This is a genomic window from Mycobacterium sp. MAC_080597_8934 (assembly GCF_000523975.1).
Lineage (GTDB): Bacteria > Actinomycetota > Actinomycetes > Mycobacteriales > Mycobacteriaceae > Mycobacterium > Mycobacterium avium.
The window spans coordinates 39841-56357 of record NZ_JAOS01000054.1 but is presented as its reverse complement, the minus strand read 5'-3'; the positions used below and the strand labels follow the sequence as shown (position 1 = coordinate 56357).

Sequence of the window (16517 nt, the reverse complement as noted above, 5' to 3'; positions counted from 1 at the left end):
AGCTATCATCAGCAATTTGCTTGACGAGCGGGTTCGGCGGATCCGCCGCAGCCGGCCGTCGGCGCGGCACCGGCCCGCCACATGCCCGGCCCGGCAACGCGACTTAGGCTGGCGTCGGTGACAGAATCAGTATTGACACACAGGCAACGAGCGCTGATTTACTGATTGGCACTCACGGAGGAAGACACCGCAGTGAACTTCAACCCCAGCCACAGCGGACCCAGCGGCGGCGCGTTTCGCGCTCCCACCCCAGCCGCCGGCCCCTCCGGAGACGCCGCGCCCACCGAGCGCCTCACCAGCATCCGCCAGCCCGGCGGCCCGCGGGCGCCCAGCCCCCCGCCGGCCAACCAGGCGGGCCGCACCCAGCGCACCCGCCGGACCGTGGACCTGCCGGCGGCCACCCACCGGGCCCTCGACATCTGGCAGCGCGAAGCCGCCGACCGGCTGGGGGTCGCCCGGGTGACCGGGCAGGAGGTGCTCACCGCGCTGATCGACCAGCTGCTGGTCGACCCCAAGCTGACCGCCCAGATCACCCGGGCCATCAAAGAGCGCCGCTAGACCTCCATCTCGCGCAGCTCGCGTTTGAGGATCTTGCCGGTCGGGTTGCGCGGCAACTCGTCGAGGAAGATGACCTCGCGGGGCACCTTGTAGCGGGCCAGGTGGTCGCGGACGTAGTGCTTGATGGTGTCCTCGTCCAGGTCAGCGCCCTCCTTCTTCACCACGAAGGCGCGCAACCGGTGGCCCCACTCCTTGTCCTCGACGCCGATCGCGGTGGCCTCCACCACGTCGGGATGCCCGCTGATCAGGTCCTCGACCTCGGCGGGGAACACGTTCTCGCCGCCGGAGACGATCATCTCGTCGTCGCGGCCGCTCACGTAGAGCAGGCCGTGCTCGTCGAAGTAGCCGACGTCACCGGAGGACAACAGGCCGTCGATGATCTGCTTGTTGCCGCCCCCGGTGTAGCCCGCGAACGGGAAGGTGTTTCCGACGAAGATCCGGCCCACCTCGCCCTGGGGCAGTTCCTTGCCGTTGTCGTCGAAGATCTTGACCTTCACGCCCTTGACGACCGGACCGACCGTCGCCGCGTTGCGTTCCAGGTCCTTGGGCCCGGCGATGGTGGCGAACGCGATCTCGGTCGAACCGTACATGTTGTAGATGACCGGTCCGATGTCCTTGAGCGCCCGGGCGGCCAGCTCGGCCCCCAGCTGCGAGCCCGAGACGAACACGATCCGCAGGCTGGACAGGTCCGGCTTCTTGTCCATCTTCTCCAGGGTGTCCAGGATCCGCGACAGCATCACCGGCACCACCACCATGGCGGTCGGCCGGTACTTTTCGATGTCCTGCAGCACCAGCGGCGGCTTGAACTTGCGCCGCAGCACCAGCGTCGAACCCAAAAACATCGCGATGGTCGCGTGCAGGTACCCCAGGGCGTGGAACATCGGCGACGGCAGCGACGTCACCTCGCCGGCCTTGAACGGCACGTGCGACAGGATGCCGCCGACCGGCGCCAGCGTCGGCGGCGTGCTGCGGTTGGCGCCCTTGGGCGTGCCGGTGGTGCCGCTGGTCAAGATGATGATCGAGGCGTGCCTGTCCGCCTTGGGGGCGGGCTCGGAGCTGCTGCGCTCGATCAGTTCGGCCAGCGTCTCGTCGGTGCTGCCGGACGGCTCGTCCGCGTCGGGATTGGTGCCCAGCGCGCGCAGCTTGCCCAGCGGCGGTTCGGCTTTGCTGACCGCCTTGGTGTACTCGTCGTCGTAGATGATGACCTTGGCGCCCTCGCGCTCCGAGACCTCTTTGATCTGCGGGCCGGAGAACTCGCTGTTGAGCAGGATGATGCGGGCACCCACCCGGGCCGCACCGTAATTGGCGATCAGGAACCAGCGGTGGTTGCGGGCCAGGATGGCCACGCCGTCGCCGGCCTTGACGCCCTTGGCGATCAGACCGTTGGCGACCGCGTGCGCGGCCCGGTCCAGCTCGGCGTAGCTGAGTTCGCCCTCCTCGTCGATCACCGCCGCCCGGTCGGGGGTCCGGCGGGCGTTGAGCGACGGCAGCATGCCGAACTCGCCCCACTTGTAGATGTCGGCGGCCATCGCGGCGTAGTTCTGCGGCGGCTCCAGCCGGAATGCGCCCGACTCGATGATCCGGCGCAGGTAGTGCAGTTCAGCGGAGCCACGTTCGACATACTGCTGAACTTTGGCTACCGCTTTGGTGGCCTGACCGGGCAGGCCAAGGAGGTTAGGCATGGAATCCACCATATGTGACGTCCGTCTCAGTACGGCCAGAAATTCTGGCGAATTAGCATGAACCACATGACCCGTCCGGTTTCGCTGGAGGTGGCCGGGCGGCGGGTCACCATCACCCATCCGGACAAGGTGGTGTTCCCCCGCGCCGGCGGCGGCGAAACCACCGGTTCTGCTGCCGGCCCGTACACCAAACTCGACCTGGTCCGCTATTACCTGTCCGTGGCCGACGGCGCACTGCGCGGTGTGGCCGGGCGCCCGATGATCCTGAAGCGCTTCGTCAAGGGCATCACGCAAGAGGCGGTGTTCCAGAAACGCGCCCCGGCGAACCGGCCGGACTGGGTCGACGTCGCCGAATTACGTTATGCGCGAGGCACTTCCGCCGCCGAAGCGGTCATCCACGACGCCGCCGGGCTGGCCTGGGTGATCAACCTTGGCTGTGTCGACCTGAACCCGCACCCGGTGCTGGCCGACGACCTCGACCACCCCGACGAGCTGCGCGTCGACCTGGATCCGATGCCCGGGGTGTCCTGGCGGCGGATCGTGGACGTCGCGCTGGTCGCCCGCGAGGTGCTCGAGGACTACGGCCTGACCCCGTGGCCGAAGACGTCCGGGTCGCGCGGCTTCCACATCTATGCCCGCATCGCCCGGCGCTGGGAGTTCCGCCAGGTGCGGCTGGCCGCGCAGACCGTGGCCCGCGAGGTGGAGCGGCGCGCGCCCGAGGCGGCGACCAGCCGCTGGTGGAAGGAGGAGCGCGAGGGGGTGTTCGTCGACTTCAACCAGAACGCCAAGGACCGCACCGTCGCGTCGGCCTACTCGGTGCGGGCGACCCCGGACGCCCGGGTGTCGACGCCGTTGCGCTGGGACGAGGTGGCCGGCTGCCGGCCCGAGGCGTTCACCATCGACACCGTGCCTGCCCGGTTGGCCGAGATCGGCGACCCGTGGGCGGGCATGGACGACGCCGTCGGCGACCTCGACCGGCTGCTGGTGTTGGCCGAGGAGCTGGGTCCGCCGGAGCGGGCGCCGAAGGGCGCCGGGACACGATCCGGCGGCCGGCGCCGGTCCTCGATGCCGCTGATCGAGGTCGCCCGCACCAAGACGAGGGACGAGGCGATGGCGGCGCTGGATGTCTGGCGCGACCGCCATCCGGAGGCCGCCGCCCGGCTGCAGCCGGCCGACGTCCTGGTCGACGGGATGCGCGGGCCCAGCTCGATCTGGTACCGGATCCGGATCAACCTGCAGCACATCCCCGAGGACCAGCGCCCACCGCAGGAGGAGCTGATCGCCGACTACTCCCCCTGGCAGGGATACGGCGGCCGGCAGAAACCGTCCTGGGGCTAGATGCCGACCCGGGTGATCGCGTTGTGCTTGCGCAGGTAGCTGTACCAGGTGACGGCCAGCAAGCCCAGGAAGAACACCACATAGAAGCGCAGCGCGGGTTCGATGCTGCCGAACTGCGACTTCGACCAGGCGTAGGCCAGCGGCACGATGAACCCGCCGAAGGCGCCCACCGCCGAGATGACGCCCAGCGCGCCGGCGGCCTGGCGGCGCATCGTCACCATGGTGTCGGGATCGCCCCCGGCCAGCTCGCCCTTGATCTTGAAGATCCGCGAGATCATCCGGTAGGTCGAACCGTTGCCGATGCCGGTCGCGACGAACAGGAACATGAAGCTGGCGAAGAAGGCCGGCAGGTTCACCGCCTTCACCGACCACAGCGCAGCCGCCGCGCCGACGGCCAGCATCACGAAGCTGGCCGCGGTGATCCGCGCCCCGCCGACCCGGTCGGCCAGCTTGCCGCCCAGCGGCCGGATCACCGACCCGATGGCGGCGCCCAGAAACGCCCACGCCAGCGCGATGTCGCCGCGCCCGAACACCGTTTTGAGCAGGGTCGGGAAGGCGGCCGAGTAGCCGATGAAGGATCCGAAGGTGCCGATGTAGAGCAGCGACATGATCCAGGTGTCGGCGTGGCGCAGCGACTGCCACACCGGCTTCACGTCGGCCTTGATCTCGGTCAGGTTGTTCATGAACAGGAACGCGCACACCGCAGCCACGACCGCCAGCGGCACGTAGAACAGCCCGGCCCGGGACAGCGCCACGCCGCCGCCCGCGATCACGACGGGCGGGATGACCTTCTGCACCACCGCCACGCCGATGTTGCCGCCGGCCGCGTTGAGCCCCAGCGCCCAGCCCTTGTCCTTCTCCGGGTAGAAGAAGGAGATGTTGGCCATCGACGAGGCGAAGTTGCCGCCGCCGAACCCGGCGGTCGCGGCGATCGCCACCAGCACCCCGAACGGGATGCCGGGATGGCTGACCGCCCACGCCAGCAGCAGGCACGGGATCAGCAGCAAGGCCGCCGAGATGGTCGTCCAGTTGCGGCCGCCGAACACCGGGACGGCGAACGTGTAGGGCAGCCGCAGAAAGGCGCCGACCCCGCTGGGCACGGCCACCAGGCACAGCGCCTGGCTGGCGGTCAGCGCCCACCCGGACGCCGACGGGTGCCCGTGCGGTCCGGCCGTCATGTGCACCACCACGATGCTCCACAGCATCCACACGCTGAACCCGACGTGCTCGGCGAAGATCGAGAAGATCAGGTTGCGGCGGGCGATCGCCTTGCCCGTCGTCTCCCAGAATTCGGGGTCTTCGGGCCGCCAGTCGTCGATCCAGTGCCGCCCCTTGTGCCGCTCGGGCGCCGCCGCGGGCTGCGGTACCGGGGTGATGGTCGTGGTCATCCGGTGGGTCTCCCCTGTCTCATAGGGCGCCCGTTTCACCGGGCGCGGGTCTCATCAGGGCGCCCGTTTCACCGGGCGCGGGTCTCATCAGGGCGCCCGTCTCGCCGGGCGCGGGCAGTGACCACTCGACGCTAAAGAGGCGGTGTTACCGGTCGTGGTGTGCACAGTTACGCCGGCGCTACGCAGAAATCGCAACGGCCCGCAAGGCTTTGTCAGAACTTCGCAACGCGTGGCCGTGCTGCGGGCGCGGGCCGGCGCCGATGCGGGAGAATCGGCCCATGCCGGCCAGTGAGGCTCCCCCGGGCCTGCGGGAGCGCAAGAAGATCAAGACCCGCCAGGCCATCAGGCGCGAGGCGTTTCGCCTCATCGAGCAGAACGGCTACGCCGCGACCACCGTCGAACAGATCGCCGAGGCCGCCGACGTGTCGCCGAGCACCTTCTTCCGCTACTTCGGGTCCAAGGAGTCGCTGCTGCTGGCCGACGACCTGGACCCGCTGATCCTGGACGCCCTCAAGGCGCAGCCGCGCGAGCTGTCGCTGCCGCAGGCGTTCCGCCGGGCCTATGCGACGGTGCTGTCCCAGCTGCCCGACGACCAGCTGGAGTTCGAGAGCACCCGGCAGCGGCTGATGTTCTCCATCCCCGAGCTCAAGGCAGCCATGTACGACGAGTACTACCGCACCGTGACCGTCGCCGCCGAGGCGATCGCGCATCGGATCGGCCGGGCCGCAGACGATTTCGAGGTCCGGGTGTTCGCCGGGGCGTTGACCGGCGCCATGATGGCGGCCTTTGACAGCGCCCCCACCACGCCCGAGACCATCTACCGGGCACTGGATTTCATGGACGCCGGGATGCCGCTGGACTGAGCGGCCTCACCAGCGCGGCGATGGGTGTGTGGGGGCGGAACGCGATACTCTCACGCGATGCGACAGGGATGGAATCGACGGGGATTCTTGCAGCTCGCAGGGGCAGCCGGCGTGGCCGCGACGGCCGGTGCGGCCGGGCTGTCGGCGGGGTGCTCGGCACACCAGCCGCCCCCGGGGGGCGCCGGGCCGGGATCGGTGACCGTCACCCACCTGTTCGGCCAGACCGTCGTCAAGGAACCGCCCAAGCGCGTCGTCAGCGCCGGCTACACCGAGCAGGACGACCTGCTCGCCGTGGGCGTGGTGCCGATCGCGGTGACCAACTGGTTCGGTGACCAGCCGTTCGCGGTGTGGCCTTGGGCCGCAGACAAACTCGGCGGGGCCCAGCCCACCGTGCTGAACCTGGACAACGGCATCCCGGTCGACCAGATCGCCGGTCTCAAACCGGATCTGATCGTGGCCATCAACGCGGGGCTGGACGCCGACACCTACCAGAAGCTGTCCGCGATCGCCCCGACCGTGGCGCAATCGGACGGGGACGCCTTCTTCGAACCGTGGAAGGAGCAGGCCGCCGCCGTCGGCCAGGCGGTGTTCGCGGCCGAGAAGATGAAGTCGTTGGTCGCCGGCGTCGACCAGAAGTTCACCGATATCGGCAAGAAGAACCCGCAATGGACCGGCAAGAAGGCGCTGCTGATGCACGGGGCGCTGTGGCAGGGCACCGTGGTGGCCACCATGGCCGGCTGGCGCACCGACTTCCTCAACCAGATGGGGCTGGTCATCGCCGACAGCATCAAACCGTTCGGCACCGATCAGCGCGCCGTCATCCCGCGTGACCACATCAAATCGGTGCTGGAATCCGCCGACGTGGTGATCTGGACGACCCAGAACCCCGACGACCAAAAGGCGCTGCTGGCCGACCCCGAGGTGGCCGGGTCGCTGACCACCGCACAGAACCGGCACATCTTCACCACCAAGGACCAGGCGGGTGCGATCGCCTTCGCGTCCCCGCTGAGCTACCCGGTGATCGCCGACCAGCTGCCCCCGCAGCTGACCAAGATCCTGGGCTAGTCGCGGCTGTTTGAGCGTTTGCTAAGGCAGCTCTGGCAGTGCTCGAAAATCCGTCGGCCACCCCTCGCACGGGCCGCGATCCCGGGGTTACCGTCGAGTAATGAGCGTGACGGATCTTAGCGGCGACCTGGCCCACCACCTGCCGACAGCCCTGGTCGGCAACGCCGTGCTGGACTACGGCGATCGAGCGCTGATGGTGCAATGCGGCAGTACCGCAGAGGTATTGGCGTGGGCGCAGGCGCTGCGCGCCGCGGCGCTGCCCGGCGTGGTCGACATCGTGCCTGCGGCCCGCACGGTGCTGGTCAAGCTCGACGACCCCGGCCGGCAAGGCCTCCTCCGGCAGCGGCTGCGCAAGATGAACGTCACCGCCGCGTCCACCCCGCCCGCCGAGCGCCACGCCGACGTGGTCATCGACGTCGTCTACGACGGCCCGGATTTGGCCGAGGTCGCCGAACACACCGGACTGACCATCCCGCAGCTGATCGACGCCCACACCGGCACCCCGTGGCAGGTCGGATTCAGTGGATTCGCACCGGGTTTCGCGTACCTGGTGGACGGCGACCCGCGGCTGCGGGTGCCGCGGCGCGCCGAGCCGCGCACCGCCGTGCCTGCCGGCTCGGTGGCGCTGGCCGGTGAATTCAGCGCGATCTATCCCCGCCGGTCGCCCGGTGGCTGGCAGCTGATCGGGCACACCGACGCGGTGCTGTGGGATCTGCAGCGACCCAACCCGGCCCTGCTGACGCAGGGCATGTGGGTTCAGTTCCGGGCCGTCTAGCCTCGCTAAGGAGACAGCTGTGCCATTCCTGGAGATACTGCGCACCGGGCCGCTGGCCGTCGTCGAAGACCTGGGCCGGCCGGGCCTGGCCCACCTCGGCGTCAGCCGGTCCGGAGCCGCCGACCGGCGCGCGCACAAGCTGGCCAACCGGCTGGTGGCCAACCCCGACGACCGCGCCACCGTGGAGGTGACCTTCGGCGGTTTCGCGGCCCGGGTCCGCGGCGGCGACGTCGACATCGCGGTGACCGGGGCCGACGCGGATCCCACGGTCGACGGAATCGAGTTCGGCAGCAACAGCATTCAGCATGTGCGCGACGGCCAGGTGATCGCGTTGGGCACGCCCCGCGCCGGGCTGCGCAGCTACCTCGCGGTCCGTGGCGGCATCTGCGTGGACCCGGTGCTGGGTTCGCGCAGCTACGACGTGATGTCGGCCATCGGCCCGGCGCCGCTGCGGGCCGGAGACCGGCTGCCGATCGGGGAACACACGCAGGACTATCCCGAACTGGACCAGGCGCCGGTGGCGGCCATCACCGGGCATCTGATGGAACTGCAGGTGGTGCCGGGGCCGCGCGACGACTGGTTGGTCAATCCCGACGCACTGGTGCACACGATCTGGATGGCCTCCGACCGCAGCGACCGCGTCGGCATGCGGCTGGAGGGTCGCCCCCTGCAACACCGCTACCCGGACCGGCAGCTGCCCAGCGAGGGCACCACCCGCGGCGCAATCCAGGTGCCGCCCAACGGTTTACCGGTGATCCTGGGGCCCGACCATCCGGTCACCGGCGGCTACCCGGTGGTCGGCGTGGTCACCGACGAGGACGTCGACAAGATCGCCCAGGTGCGGCCCGGCCAATACGTGCGGCTGCACTGGGCGCGGCCGCGGGCGCTGGCCGGCGCCCACGCCGGCGCCGCAAGTTGGCCGTTCGCCTGACGCCGCTCGCGCACAAACTATTGCCCAGCTCACACCGGCCGCCGTCTCTGGACGAAATCACTTGGCGCCGCTGTGCATTCGCCGCTGACCCGCGCCGACCGACCCTTCAGGGATTTACCAGACAACTGGTAATCAACTGACAGCGGATATCGGCCCGTTCCGGTTGACCCGCTCGCGTCCAAAGTGTGAGCATCGGAAAACACGGCGGGGCACGCCTCTTCATTCGGGGTGCCCACACAGGCGTCGAAAGCCAGGCTCGGCAACAGCTTTCCCGATACCCCGGGTGAGCGCGGTGCCACCTGGCTCGACGACGCCGTCCGATGGGCGCCATACCCGAACGCGCCCAACGGGTTTCGACGGCGAGCGGACGACAACGGCGCGTCTTCTTCGAGGAAAGGTGACGATCGGATGGGCCGCGACCACCGCATCACGGACTGGAATCCGGAAGACGCAGCGGCCTGGGAGGCCGGCAACAAAAGGATCGCCCGTCGCAACCTGCTGTGCACCATCGCCGGTGACCACGTGGCGTTTTCGATCTGGACCCTGTGGCCGGTGATGGCGCTGTTCATGCCCGCGGCCGTGTACGGCTTCTCCGCCGGCGACAAGCTGCTGCTGGGCGCGGTGGCCACCCTGGTCGGTGGCTGCGCCCGGATCCCCTACACCCTGGGCATCGCGGCCTTCGGCGGCCGCAAATGGACGACTTTCTCGGCGGTCGTATTGCTGATCCCCACCGTCGGCACCATCGTCTTGCTGGCCAATCCCGGTCTGCCGCTGTGGCTTTTCGTGCTGTGCGCCGCCCTGACCGGGCTGGGCGGCGGCAACTATGCGGCGTCTCTGGCCAACGTCAACGCGTTCTATCCGCAGCGGCTCAAGGGCGCGGCCATGGCCGTCAACGCCGGCGTCGCCAACCTGGGGGTGGCGGTGATCCAGCTGGTCGGCCTGCTGGTGCTGGCCACCGCCGGACACCAGGCCCCGTACTGGGTGTGCGCGGTGTATCTGGTGTTCCTGGCCGCGGTGGCCATCGCCGCCGCGATGTTCATGGACGACATCAACCACGGCACCCAGCTGAGCACCATGCGCTCGATCCTGTTCGAACGCGACACCCATGTGATCTCGCTGCTCTACATCGCCACCTTCGGCTCCTGGATCGGCTTCTCGTTCGCCTTCGGGCAGGTGATGCAGGTCAACTTCCTGGAGAACGGGGAAAGCGCCAAGCATGCCGCGCTGCACGCCGCCCAGCTGGCCTTCATCGGCCCGCTGCTGGGCTCGGTGGCGCGGATCTACGGCGGCCGGCTGGCCGACCGTGTCGGCGGCAGCCGCGTCACGCTGGGCGTGCTGGCCGCGATGACCCTGGCGGCCGGCCTGCTGGTGATCGTCAGCACCGTCGACGACCAGCACGCGGGCGCGCATTCGGTCAGCATGATCGGCTACGTCGTCGGCTTCATGGTGCTGTTCATCCTGTCCGGCATGGGCAACGGCTCGGTGTTCAAGCTGATCCCGTCGGTCTACGAGGCCCGCAGCCGCGGCCGGGACACCAGCGAGGACGAGCGCCGCCAATGGGCGCGCGCCATGGCGGGGTCGCTGATCGGCATCTGCTCGGCGGTCGGGGCGTTCGGCGGGGTGGCGATCAACCTGGCGCTGCGCCAGTCCTACCTGAGCACCGGAACCGAGACGTCGGCGTACTGGACGTTCATGGCGTCCTACGTCGTCGCCGCCATCATGACCTGGATGGTGTACGTGCGGCGGCCGGTCACTGCGCCCGGGATCTCGCTGCCCGAAACCCAGGCCGCGCGGCTGTGAGCGGACTCGCAACAGGGGCAATGCCACAGCAATTGCTCGGTAACGCAACGGAAACGTCCTAGGCATACACACTTCATATGGCCCCGCAACTGGCCCCGCCGGACTCCGCGCCGCTCACCGGCTACCGGATCGCCGTCACCTCGGCGAACCGGGCCGAGGAGCTGTGCGCGTTGCTGCGCCGCAACGGCGCGGAAGTCACCAGCGCCGCCGCCATCAACATCATCGCGCTGCCCGAGGACCAGGAGCTGCACCGCCACACCGAGGCGGTGATCGCCCAACCGCCCGATATCTTGGTGGCGCACACCGGGATCGGCTTCCGCGGCTGGGTCGCCGCGGCCGACGGCTGGGGCCTGGCCCCCCAACTGCTGTCGGCGCTGTCGCAGGCCCGGATCGTGGCCCGCGGGCCCAAGGCGACGGGCGCGTTGCGCGCCGCCGGGCTGCACGAGGAGTGGTCGCCGAAATCCGAATCGTCGCGCGAGGTGTTGCGCTACCTGCTCGACTCCGGTGTGGCCGGCAAGCGGATCGCGGTGCAGCTGCACGGCGCGGCCGACGGCTGGGATCCCTTCCCGGAGTTCATCAATGGGCTTCGCTCGGCCGGCGCGCAGGTGATGCCCATCCACGTCTACCGCTGGAAGCCGACACCGGCCGGCGGAGAATTCGACCAACTCGTCGCCTCCGTGGCGCGGCGGCAGTTCGACGCGGTCACCTTCACCTCGGCGCCCGCCGGCGCGGCGCTGCTGGAGCGCAGCCGCGAGCTGGGCATCGAAGACCAACTGCTGCAAGCACTTCGCAGCGACGTACACGCCATGTGCGTGGGGCCGGTGACCGCGCAGCCGTTGATCCGCGCGGGTGTGCCGACGTCGTCGCCGGAGCGGATGCGGTTGGGGGCGTTGGCCCGTCACATCGCCCAGGAGTTGCCGCCGCTGCGCTCGTGCACGTTGCGGGCGGCCGGGCACCAGATCGAGATCCGCGGCACCTGTGTGCTGGTCGACGGCGCGGTCAAGTCGCTGTCCGGGTCGGCCATGGCGACGCTGCGCGCGCTGGCGGCGCGCCCCGGTGACGTGGTCGCGCGCAACGACTTGCTGCGGGTGCTTCCCGGCAACAGCAACGACCCGCACGCCGTCGACACGGCCGTGCTGCGGCTGCGAACGGCGCTGGGCGACAAGAACATCATCGCGACGGTGGTCAAGCGCGGCTACCGGCTGGCGATCGACACCCCGGACGGATCGGCATGGCACTGATCCTGGTGGCGCACGGCACCCGCCGGCCGGGCGGTGTGGCGATGATCGAAGGCCTTGCGGCGCAAGTGAGTACGCTCGTCGGCGGCCGCGTCGAGGTGGCGTTCGTGGACGTGGTGGGGCCGACCCCCAGCGAGGTCCTGGCCGCGGCCCGGGCGGCCGGCCGGCCCGCCATCGTGGTGCCGGCCTTCCTGTCGCGCGGTTATCACGTCCGCGCCGATCTGCCAGCCCACGTCGCGCCCAGCGGACACCCGAACGTCACAGTCACCCCGGCGCTGGGGCCCAGCGGCCAGATCGCCCGGATCGTCGGCGATCAACTGCTCGAATGTGGTTGGCGCCCAAACGATTCGGTGGTGCTGGCGGCGGCGGGCACCTCCGACGACAAGGCGCGGGCCGACCTGCACACCGCGGCGACGTGGTTGTCGGCGCTGACCGGATCACGCGTCACCCTCGGGTTCGCGGCCACCGGGACCCGCCGCTGGCGAGGCGGTCGCCGGCCCGGCCGCATGCCGCCGCAACGGCGGCGCGTGGTCGTCGCCTCCTACCTGCTGGCCGACGGGCTGTTCCAACAGCGGCTGCACGGCTGCGGCGCCGATCTGGTCAGTGCGCCGCTGAGCACACATCCAGGGCTGGCGCGGCTGATCGCGAACAGATTCCGCCGCGCCCTGCCGCCGGTGCTCGCCGCCACCGCCCGGCACGCGTCCCGCCGAACGGGTCCGCACCAGCGCGCCCACGCGCCCGCCACGCGGCCGGTTCCTTGATCTTTGCCCCACGACCGGCGATCCTGACACCATGCCCCGCCGCGAAGAGCCGTCGCACGGGCTTCTCGACCCCGTGGCCAAGATGCTGCGGTTGCCCTTCGGCACACCGGAATTCATCGACCGGATCGTCACCGGGGGCGTCAACCAGGTAGGCCGGCGCACGTTGCGGATGCTGATCACCACGTGGGACGCCGCCGGCGGCGGGCCGTTCGCGGCCAGCGCCATCGCGTCCACCGGGATGGCAAAGACCGCCGAAATCGTGCAGGGCATGTTCATCGGCCCGGTCTTCGGCCCGCTGCTGAGAATCCTGGGCGCCGACAAGGTGGCCGTCCGGGCCTCGTTGTGCGCCTCCCAGCTGGTGGGCCTGGGCATCATGCGCTACGGCATCCGCTCGGAGCCGCTGCATTCGATGTCGGTGGACGCCATCGTCGACGCGATCGGGCCGACTATGCAGCGCTACCTGGTCGGCGACATCACCCGGTGACCGCTCAGGCCGCCCGCGGCTGGTAGTCGCGGCCCACCTGAACGTAGCCGTCGGCGGTGATGCGCACCGGGTACACCGGCACCGAAACGCTCGGATCGTCCAGGCAGGTACCGTCTTCGAGGGAGAACGCCTGCTTGAGGATGGGCGACTGCACCGTCGGGCAGCCGTTGCGGTCGCCCACGATGCCGCGGGACAGCACGGCCGCCCCGGAGAACGGGTCGACGTTGCCCACCGCGCGCACCGTGCCGTCGTCGAGCCGGAACAGCGCCGCCTGGGAACCGTCGTCGAGCAGCACCCCGACACCGCGGCCCGGGATGAGGTGGTCGTAGGAGCATGCGCTCGTCCACACCTGAATGTCGTTGAGAAGTGTCATGTTATCTCCCAGTTCCTCCGGAACTACCCCTGACGGATCTTCGGCATGCCAATGGACACAGGGATTTTGCGGCCGGCATGCTCGGTGAACGCCACCGTCGAATCGACGGCGTCGGGGGCGTTGACGAACGACACGAACCGCGACAGCTTGTCCGGATCGTCCAGCACGCCCTTCCATTCGCACTTGTAGTTGCGCACATGCCGCTCCATTGCGGCCTCGAATTCCTCGGCCAGCCCCAGCGAGTCCTCGCACACCACCTCGCGGACGTGGTCCAGACCGCCGTCCAGCGACTCGACCCACGGCGCGGTGCGCTGCAGCCGGTCGGCCGTGCGGATGTAGTACATGACGAACCGGTCGATGTAGCGGACCAGCGTCTCGGTGTCCAGGTCGCTGGCGAGCAGCTGCGCGTGCTTGGGCGTCATACCGCCGTTGCCGCCGACGTAGAGGTTCCAGCCCTTCTCGGTGGCGATGACGCCGACGTCCTTGGACCGCGCCTCCGCGCACTCGCGCGCGCAGCCCGAGACCCCCATCTTGATCTTGTGCGGCGCCCGCAACCCGCGGTAGCGCAGCTCCAGGTCGATGGCCAGCTGCACCGAGTCCTGCTGCCCGTACCGGCACCAGTCGGTGCCCACGCAGCTCTTCACGGTGCGCAGCGCCTTGCCGTAGGCGTGGCCGGACTCCATGCCACCGTCGACCAGCCGCTTCCAGATCGCCGGCAGCTGGTCCACCCGGGCGCCGAACATGTCGATCCGCTGGCCGCCGGTGATCTTGGTGTAAAGGCCGAAGTCCTGGGCGATCTGGCCGATCAGGATCAGGTGTTCGGGCTTGATGTCGCCGCCGGGCACCCGGGGCACCACCGAGTAGCTGCCGTTCTTTTGGATGTTGGCCAGGAAGTGGTCGTTGGAATCCTGCAGCGAGGCCTGCTCACCCTCCAGGATGTGCTCCGACCCGGTGGACGCCAGGATCGAGGCGACCACGGGTTTGCAGATGTCGCAACCCTTTCCGCGGCCGAAGCGCTCCAGCAGGCCGGAGAAGGTGCGGATCTCGGTGGCCGAGATGATCTCGAACAGCTCGGCCCGCGACTGGCTGAAGTGCTCGCACAGCGCCTTGGACTGCTCCACCCCCTCGGCTTCCAGCAGCTGCTTGAGCAGCGGCACGCACGACCCGCACGAGGTGCCGGCCGAGGTGCACGACTTGAGCGCGGCGACGTCGGCGCAGCCGTCGGCGATCGCGCATTTCAGGTCGCCCTTGGTGACGTTGTTGCAGGAGCAGATCTGCGCCGAATCGGGAAGCGCCCCAACGCCCAACGCCGTTCCGCCGCCGGAGGAGGCCGGCGCGATCAGCGCCAGCGGGTCGCCCGGCAGCTCGCTGCCGACCATGGGCCGCAGCACCCCGTAGGACGAGGCGTCGCCGACCAGCACACCGCCGAGCAGGGTCTTGGCGTCATCGGAGAGCACCAGTTTGGCGTAGGTGCGGTTGACCGCGTCGTTGATCGCGACCTCGAGGCAGTTCTCGGTCGTCCCCATCGCGTCGCCGAAGCTGGCCACGTCGACGCCCAGCAGTTTGAGCTTGGTGGACAGGTCCGCCTCGCCGAACTCCGCGCTGCCGTCCAGCAGCCGGTCGGCCACCACTTCGGCGGAGGTGTAGCCCGGCCCCACCAGGCCGTAGCACCGGCCGTCGATCGCGGCCACCTCGCCGATCGCGTAGATGTCGGGATCGCTTGTCCGGCAGGACAAGTCGGTGAGCACCCCGCCCCGCTCGGCGCGGGCGAGGCCGGCGGCGACCGCCAGCTCGTCGCGCGGCCGGATGCCGGCCGCGAAGATGACCAGGCCGGCGTCGATCACCTGGCCGTCGCTCAGGCGCACCCGCACCGTCGTGGACCCGTCGGGGCCCTCGACCGGTTCGATCGCCTCGGTGCCGGTGCCGACGTGCACCGAGATGCCCAGGTCGCCGATCATCCGGGCCAGCAGCGCGCCGCCGGCCTCGTCGATCTGCTGGGCCATCAACCGCGGCATCATCTCGACCACATGGGTCGCTAAGCCGAACTGGCGCAGCGCATTAGCGGCCTCCAGCCCGAGCAGGCCGCCGCCGATGACCACGCCGGCGCGAGCATGGGCGGTCTGCGCCGCACGCTGGGCGTCGGCGCGGATGGCGTCGAGGTCGTCGAGGGTGCGGTAGACGTGGCAGGCAGGCAGCTCGTGGCCGGGCACGGGCGGCACGAAGGCGTAGGAACCGGTGGCCAGGACCAGGGTGTCGTAGTGGTGCCGCTGACCGTCGGCGGTCACCACTGACTTTGTCGCGCGGTCTATTTCGGTGACCCGCTGGTTGAGCACCAGCCGGACCTGCGGGTCACCCTGGTAGTCGTTGCCGGGCAACGCCAGCAGCGCGCGGTCCCAGCTCTCGGTGTACGAAGTCAGCCCCACCCGGTCGTAGGCGGCGTCAGCCTCCTCGGCGAAAACCGTGATGCGCCAACGGCCCTCGGTGTCGCGGGCGCGCAGCGCCTCCACGAACCGGTGTCCGACCATGCCATGTCCGACTACGATGATGTGACGCGGCGCACAGCCGTCGCGCGAAATCCCGTCTGCAGACATGGCTTTGAGGGTAACGGCGAGAAATTACGTCTTTTTCGCCCAATGTGACGGTCCTATGACGAGGATCTCACAACTCACAGGAACGGCTGTGATTGATCGTTCGCTGCCGGCGAACGGCCAGCTGGAACTTAAGTGTGGTCGACTCATGTTTGTAGGAGTAGCCGGCCGACGAGGCGCCGGTCACAGGAATCTCACAACGAAGCTCAAGGAAGTGGAAGGGAAGCACCATGAGCAACCTCGCATTGTGGACACGACCGGCCTGGGACACCGACCGGTGGCTGCGCGACTTCTTCGGCCCCGCCGCCGCGGCGGACTGGAACAAGCCCGCGACCAGCGCTTTCAAGCCCGCCGCCGAGATCGTCAAGGACGGCGACGACGCGATCGTACGTGTCGAGCTGCCCGGCGTTGACGTCGACCAGGACGTCCAGGTCGAGCTAGACCGTGGCCGCCTGGTGATCCGCGGCGAGCACCGCGACGAGCACGCGGAGGAGAAGGACGGCCGCACGCTGCGGGAGATCCGCTACGGCTCGTTCCACCGGTCGTTCCAGCTGCCCGGCCACGTCACCGACGACGACATCACGGCGTCCTACGACGCCGGGGTGCTGACGGTCCGGGTCACCGGTGCGTACGCCGGAAACCAGGCCAAGCGCATCGCGATCACCAAGTAATC

Annotated in this window: 15 protein-coding genes; 11 read left to right on the top strand and 4 right to left on the bottom strand. The window is 69.5% G+C overall.

Translation table 11 applies throughout. The features are described from left to right. Window positions 1-192: 192 nt before the first annotated feature. The gene (locus NF20_RS24060) at window positions 193-558 is read left to right on the top strand and encodes a hypothetical protein (RefSeq protein ID WP_033710762.1); all 366 of its coding nucleotides are present in this window, start codon (window positions 193-195) and stop codon (window positions 556-558) included. On the opposite strand, the gene fadD2 is transcribed toward NF20_RS24060, so the two are convergent. Continuing rightward, on the bottom strand, window positions 555-2240 hold the full coding sequence (gene fadD2 / locus NF20_RS24055) for a long-chain-fatty-acid--CoA ligase FadD2 (RefSeq protein ID WP_009979599.1): 1686 nt from the start codon (window positions 2238-2240) through the stop codon (window positions 555-557). The genes NF20_RS24060 and fadD2 overlap by 4 nt on opposite strands. A 57-nt stretch (window positions 2241-2297) precedes the next feature. On the opposite strand from fadD2, the gene NF20_RS24050 reads away from it, so the two are divergent. Beyond that, window positions 2298-3578, top strand: a complete 1281-nt coding sequence (locus NF20_RS24050) for a DNA polymerase domain-containing protein (RefSeq protein WP_033710763.1) — start codon at window positions 2298-2300, stop codon at window positions 3576-3578. Here the strand turns inward: NF20_RS24050 and NF20_RS24045 are convergent. After that, window positions 3575-4966: an MFS transporter gene (locus NF20_RS24045; RefSeq protein ID WP_033710764.1), complete on the bottom strand. Its 1392-nt coding sequence runs from the start codon at window positions 4964-4966 to the stop codon at window positions 3575-3577. The two genes, NF20_RS24050 and NF20_RS24045, sit on opposite strands and share 4 nt — an antisense overlap. Before the next feature lie 278 nt (window positions 4967-5244). Here NF20_RS24045 and NF20_RS24040 point away from each other — a divergent pair, with 278 nt between their 5' ends. The 8 genes from NF20_RS24040 to NF20_RS24005 all read left to right on the top strand — a co-directional run bounded on the left by NF20_RS24040 (window position 5245) and on the right by NF20_RS24005 (window position 12883). Then, on the top strand, window positions 5245-5829 hold the full coding sequence (locus NF20_RS24040) for a TetR family transcriptional regulator (RefSeq protein ID WP_003874019.1): 585 nt from the start codon (window positions 5245-5247) through the stop codon (window positions 5827-5829). Between the two features lie 57 nt (window positions 5830-5886). Continuing rightward, a complete protein-coding gene (locus NF20_RS24035) occupies window positions 5887-6894 on the top strand; it encodes an ABC transporter substrate-binding protein (RefSeq protein WP_010950072.1) in 1008 nt (335 codons plus the stop codon). Window positions 6895-6994: 100 nt separating this feature from the next. Further along, a complete protein-coding gene (locus NF20_RS24030; RefSeq protein ID WP_003874021.1) occupies window positions 6995-7669 on the top strand; it encodes a 5-oxoprolinase subunit B family protein in 675 nt (224 codons plus the stop codon). 19 nt (window positions 7670-7688) lie between these two features. Continuing rightward, window positions 7689-8600, top strand: coding sequence for a 5-oxoprolinase/urea amidolyase family protein (locus NF20_RS24025; RefSeq protein WP_003874022.1), 912 nt, complete (start codon window positions 7689-7691; stop codon window positions 8598-8600). Window positions 8601-9008: 408 nt separating this feature from the next. Further along, window positions 9009-10400: an MFS transporter gene (locus NF20_RS24020; protein ID WP_033710765.1), complete on the top strand. Its 1392-nt coding sequence runs from the start codon at window positions 9009-9011 to the stop codon at window positions 10398-10400. 89 nt (window positions 10401-10489) lie between these two features. Further along, complete coding sequence (locus NF20_RS24015; RefSeq protein ID WP_010950070.1) at window positions 10490-11641, top strand: uroporphyrinogen-III synthase; 1152 nt, start codon at window positions 10490-10492, stop codon at window positions 11639-11641. Next, the gene (locus tag NF20_RS24010; protein WP_033717538.1) at window positions 11632-12399 is read left to right on the top strand and encodes a sirohydrochlorin chelatase; all 768 of its coding nucleotides are present in this window, start codon (window positions 11632-11634) and stop codon (window positions 12397-12399) included. Before NF20_RS24015 ends, NF20_RS24010 begins: the two co-directional genes overlap by 10 nt. A gap of 31 nt (window positions 12400-12430) precedes the next feature. Further along, on the top strand, window positions 12431-12883 hold the full coding sequence (locus NF20_RS24005) for a hypothetical protein (protein ID WP_003874027.1): 453 nt from the start codon (window positions 12431-12433) through the stop codon (window positions 12881-12883). A 4-nt stretch (window positions 12884-12887) separates the two neighbouring features. On the opposite strand, the gene nirD is transcribed toward NF20_RS24005, so the two are convergent. Both nirD and nirB read right to left on the bottom strand, forming a co-directional pair. After that, window positions 12888-13256 (bottom strand): nitrite reductase small subunit NirD, encoded by a 369-nt coding sequence (gene nirD / locus NF20_RS24000; RefSeq protein ID WP_009979610.1) that lies wholly within the window; start codon window positions 13254-13256, stop codon window positions 12888-12890. A gap of 23 nt (window positions 13257-13279) precedes the next feature. Then, window positions 13280-15847 (bottom strand): nitrite reductase large subunit NirB, encoded by a 2568-nt coding sequence (nirB, locus tag NF20_RS23995; RefSeq protein WP_015632557.1) that lies wholly within the window; start codon window positions 15845-15847, stop codon window positions 13280-13282. Window positions 15848-16074: 227 nt separating this feature from the next. Between nirB and NF20_RS23990 the strand changes: the two genes are divergently transcribed. Then, window positions 16075-16515 carry an Hsp20/alpha crystallin family protein gene (locus NF20_RS23990; RefSeq protein ID WP_003874030.1) on the top strand — a complete coding sequence of 147 codons (441 nt, stop codon included), beginning with the start codon at window positions 16075-16077 and terminating at the stop codon, window positions 16513-16515. Window positions 16516-16517: the final 2 nt, after the last annotated feature.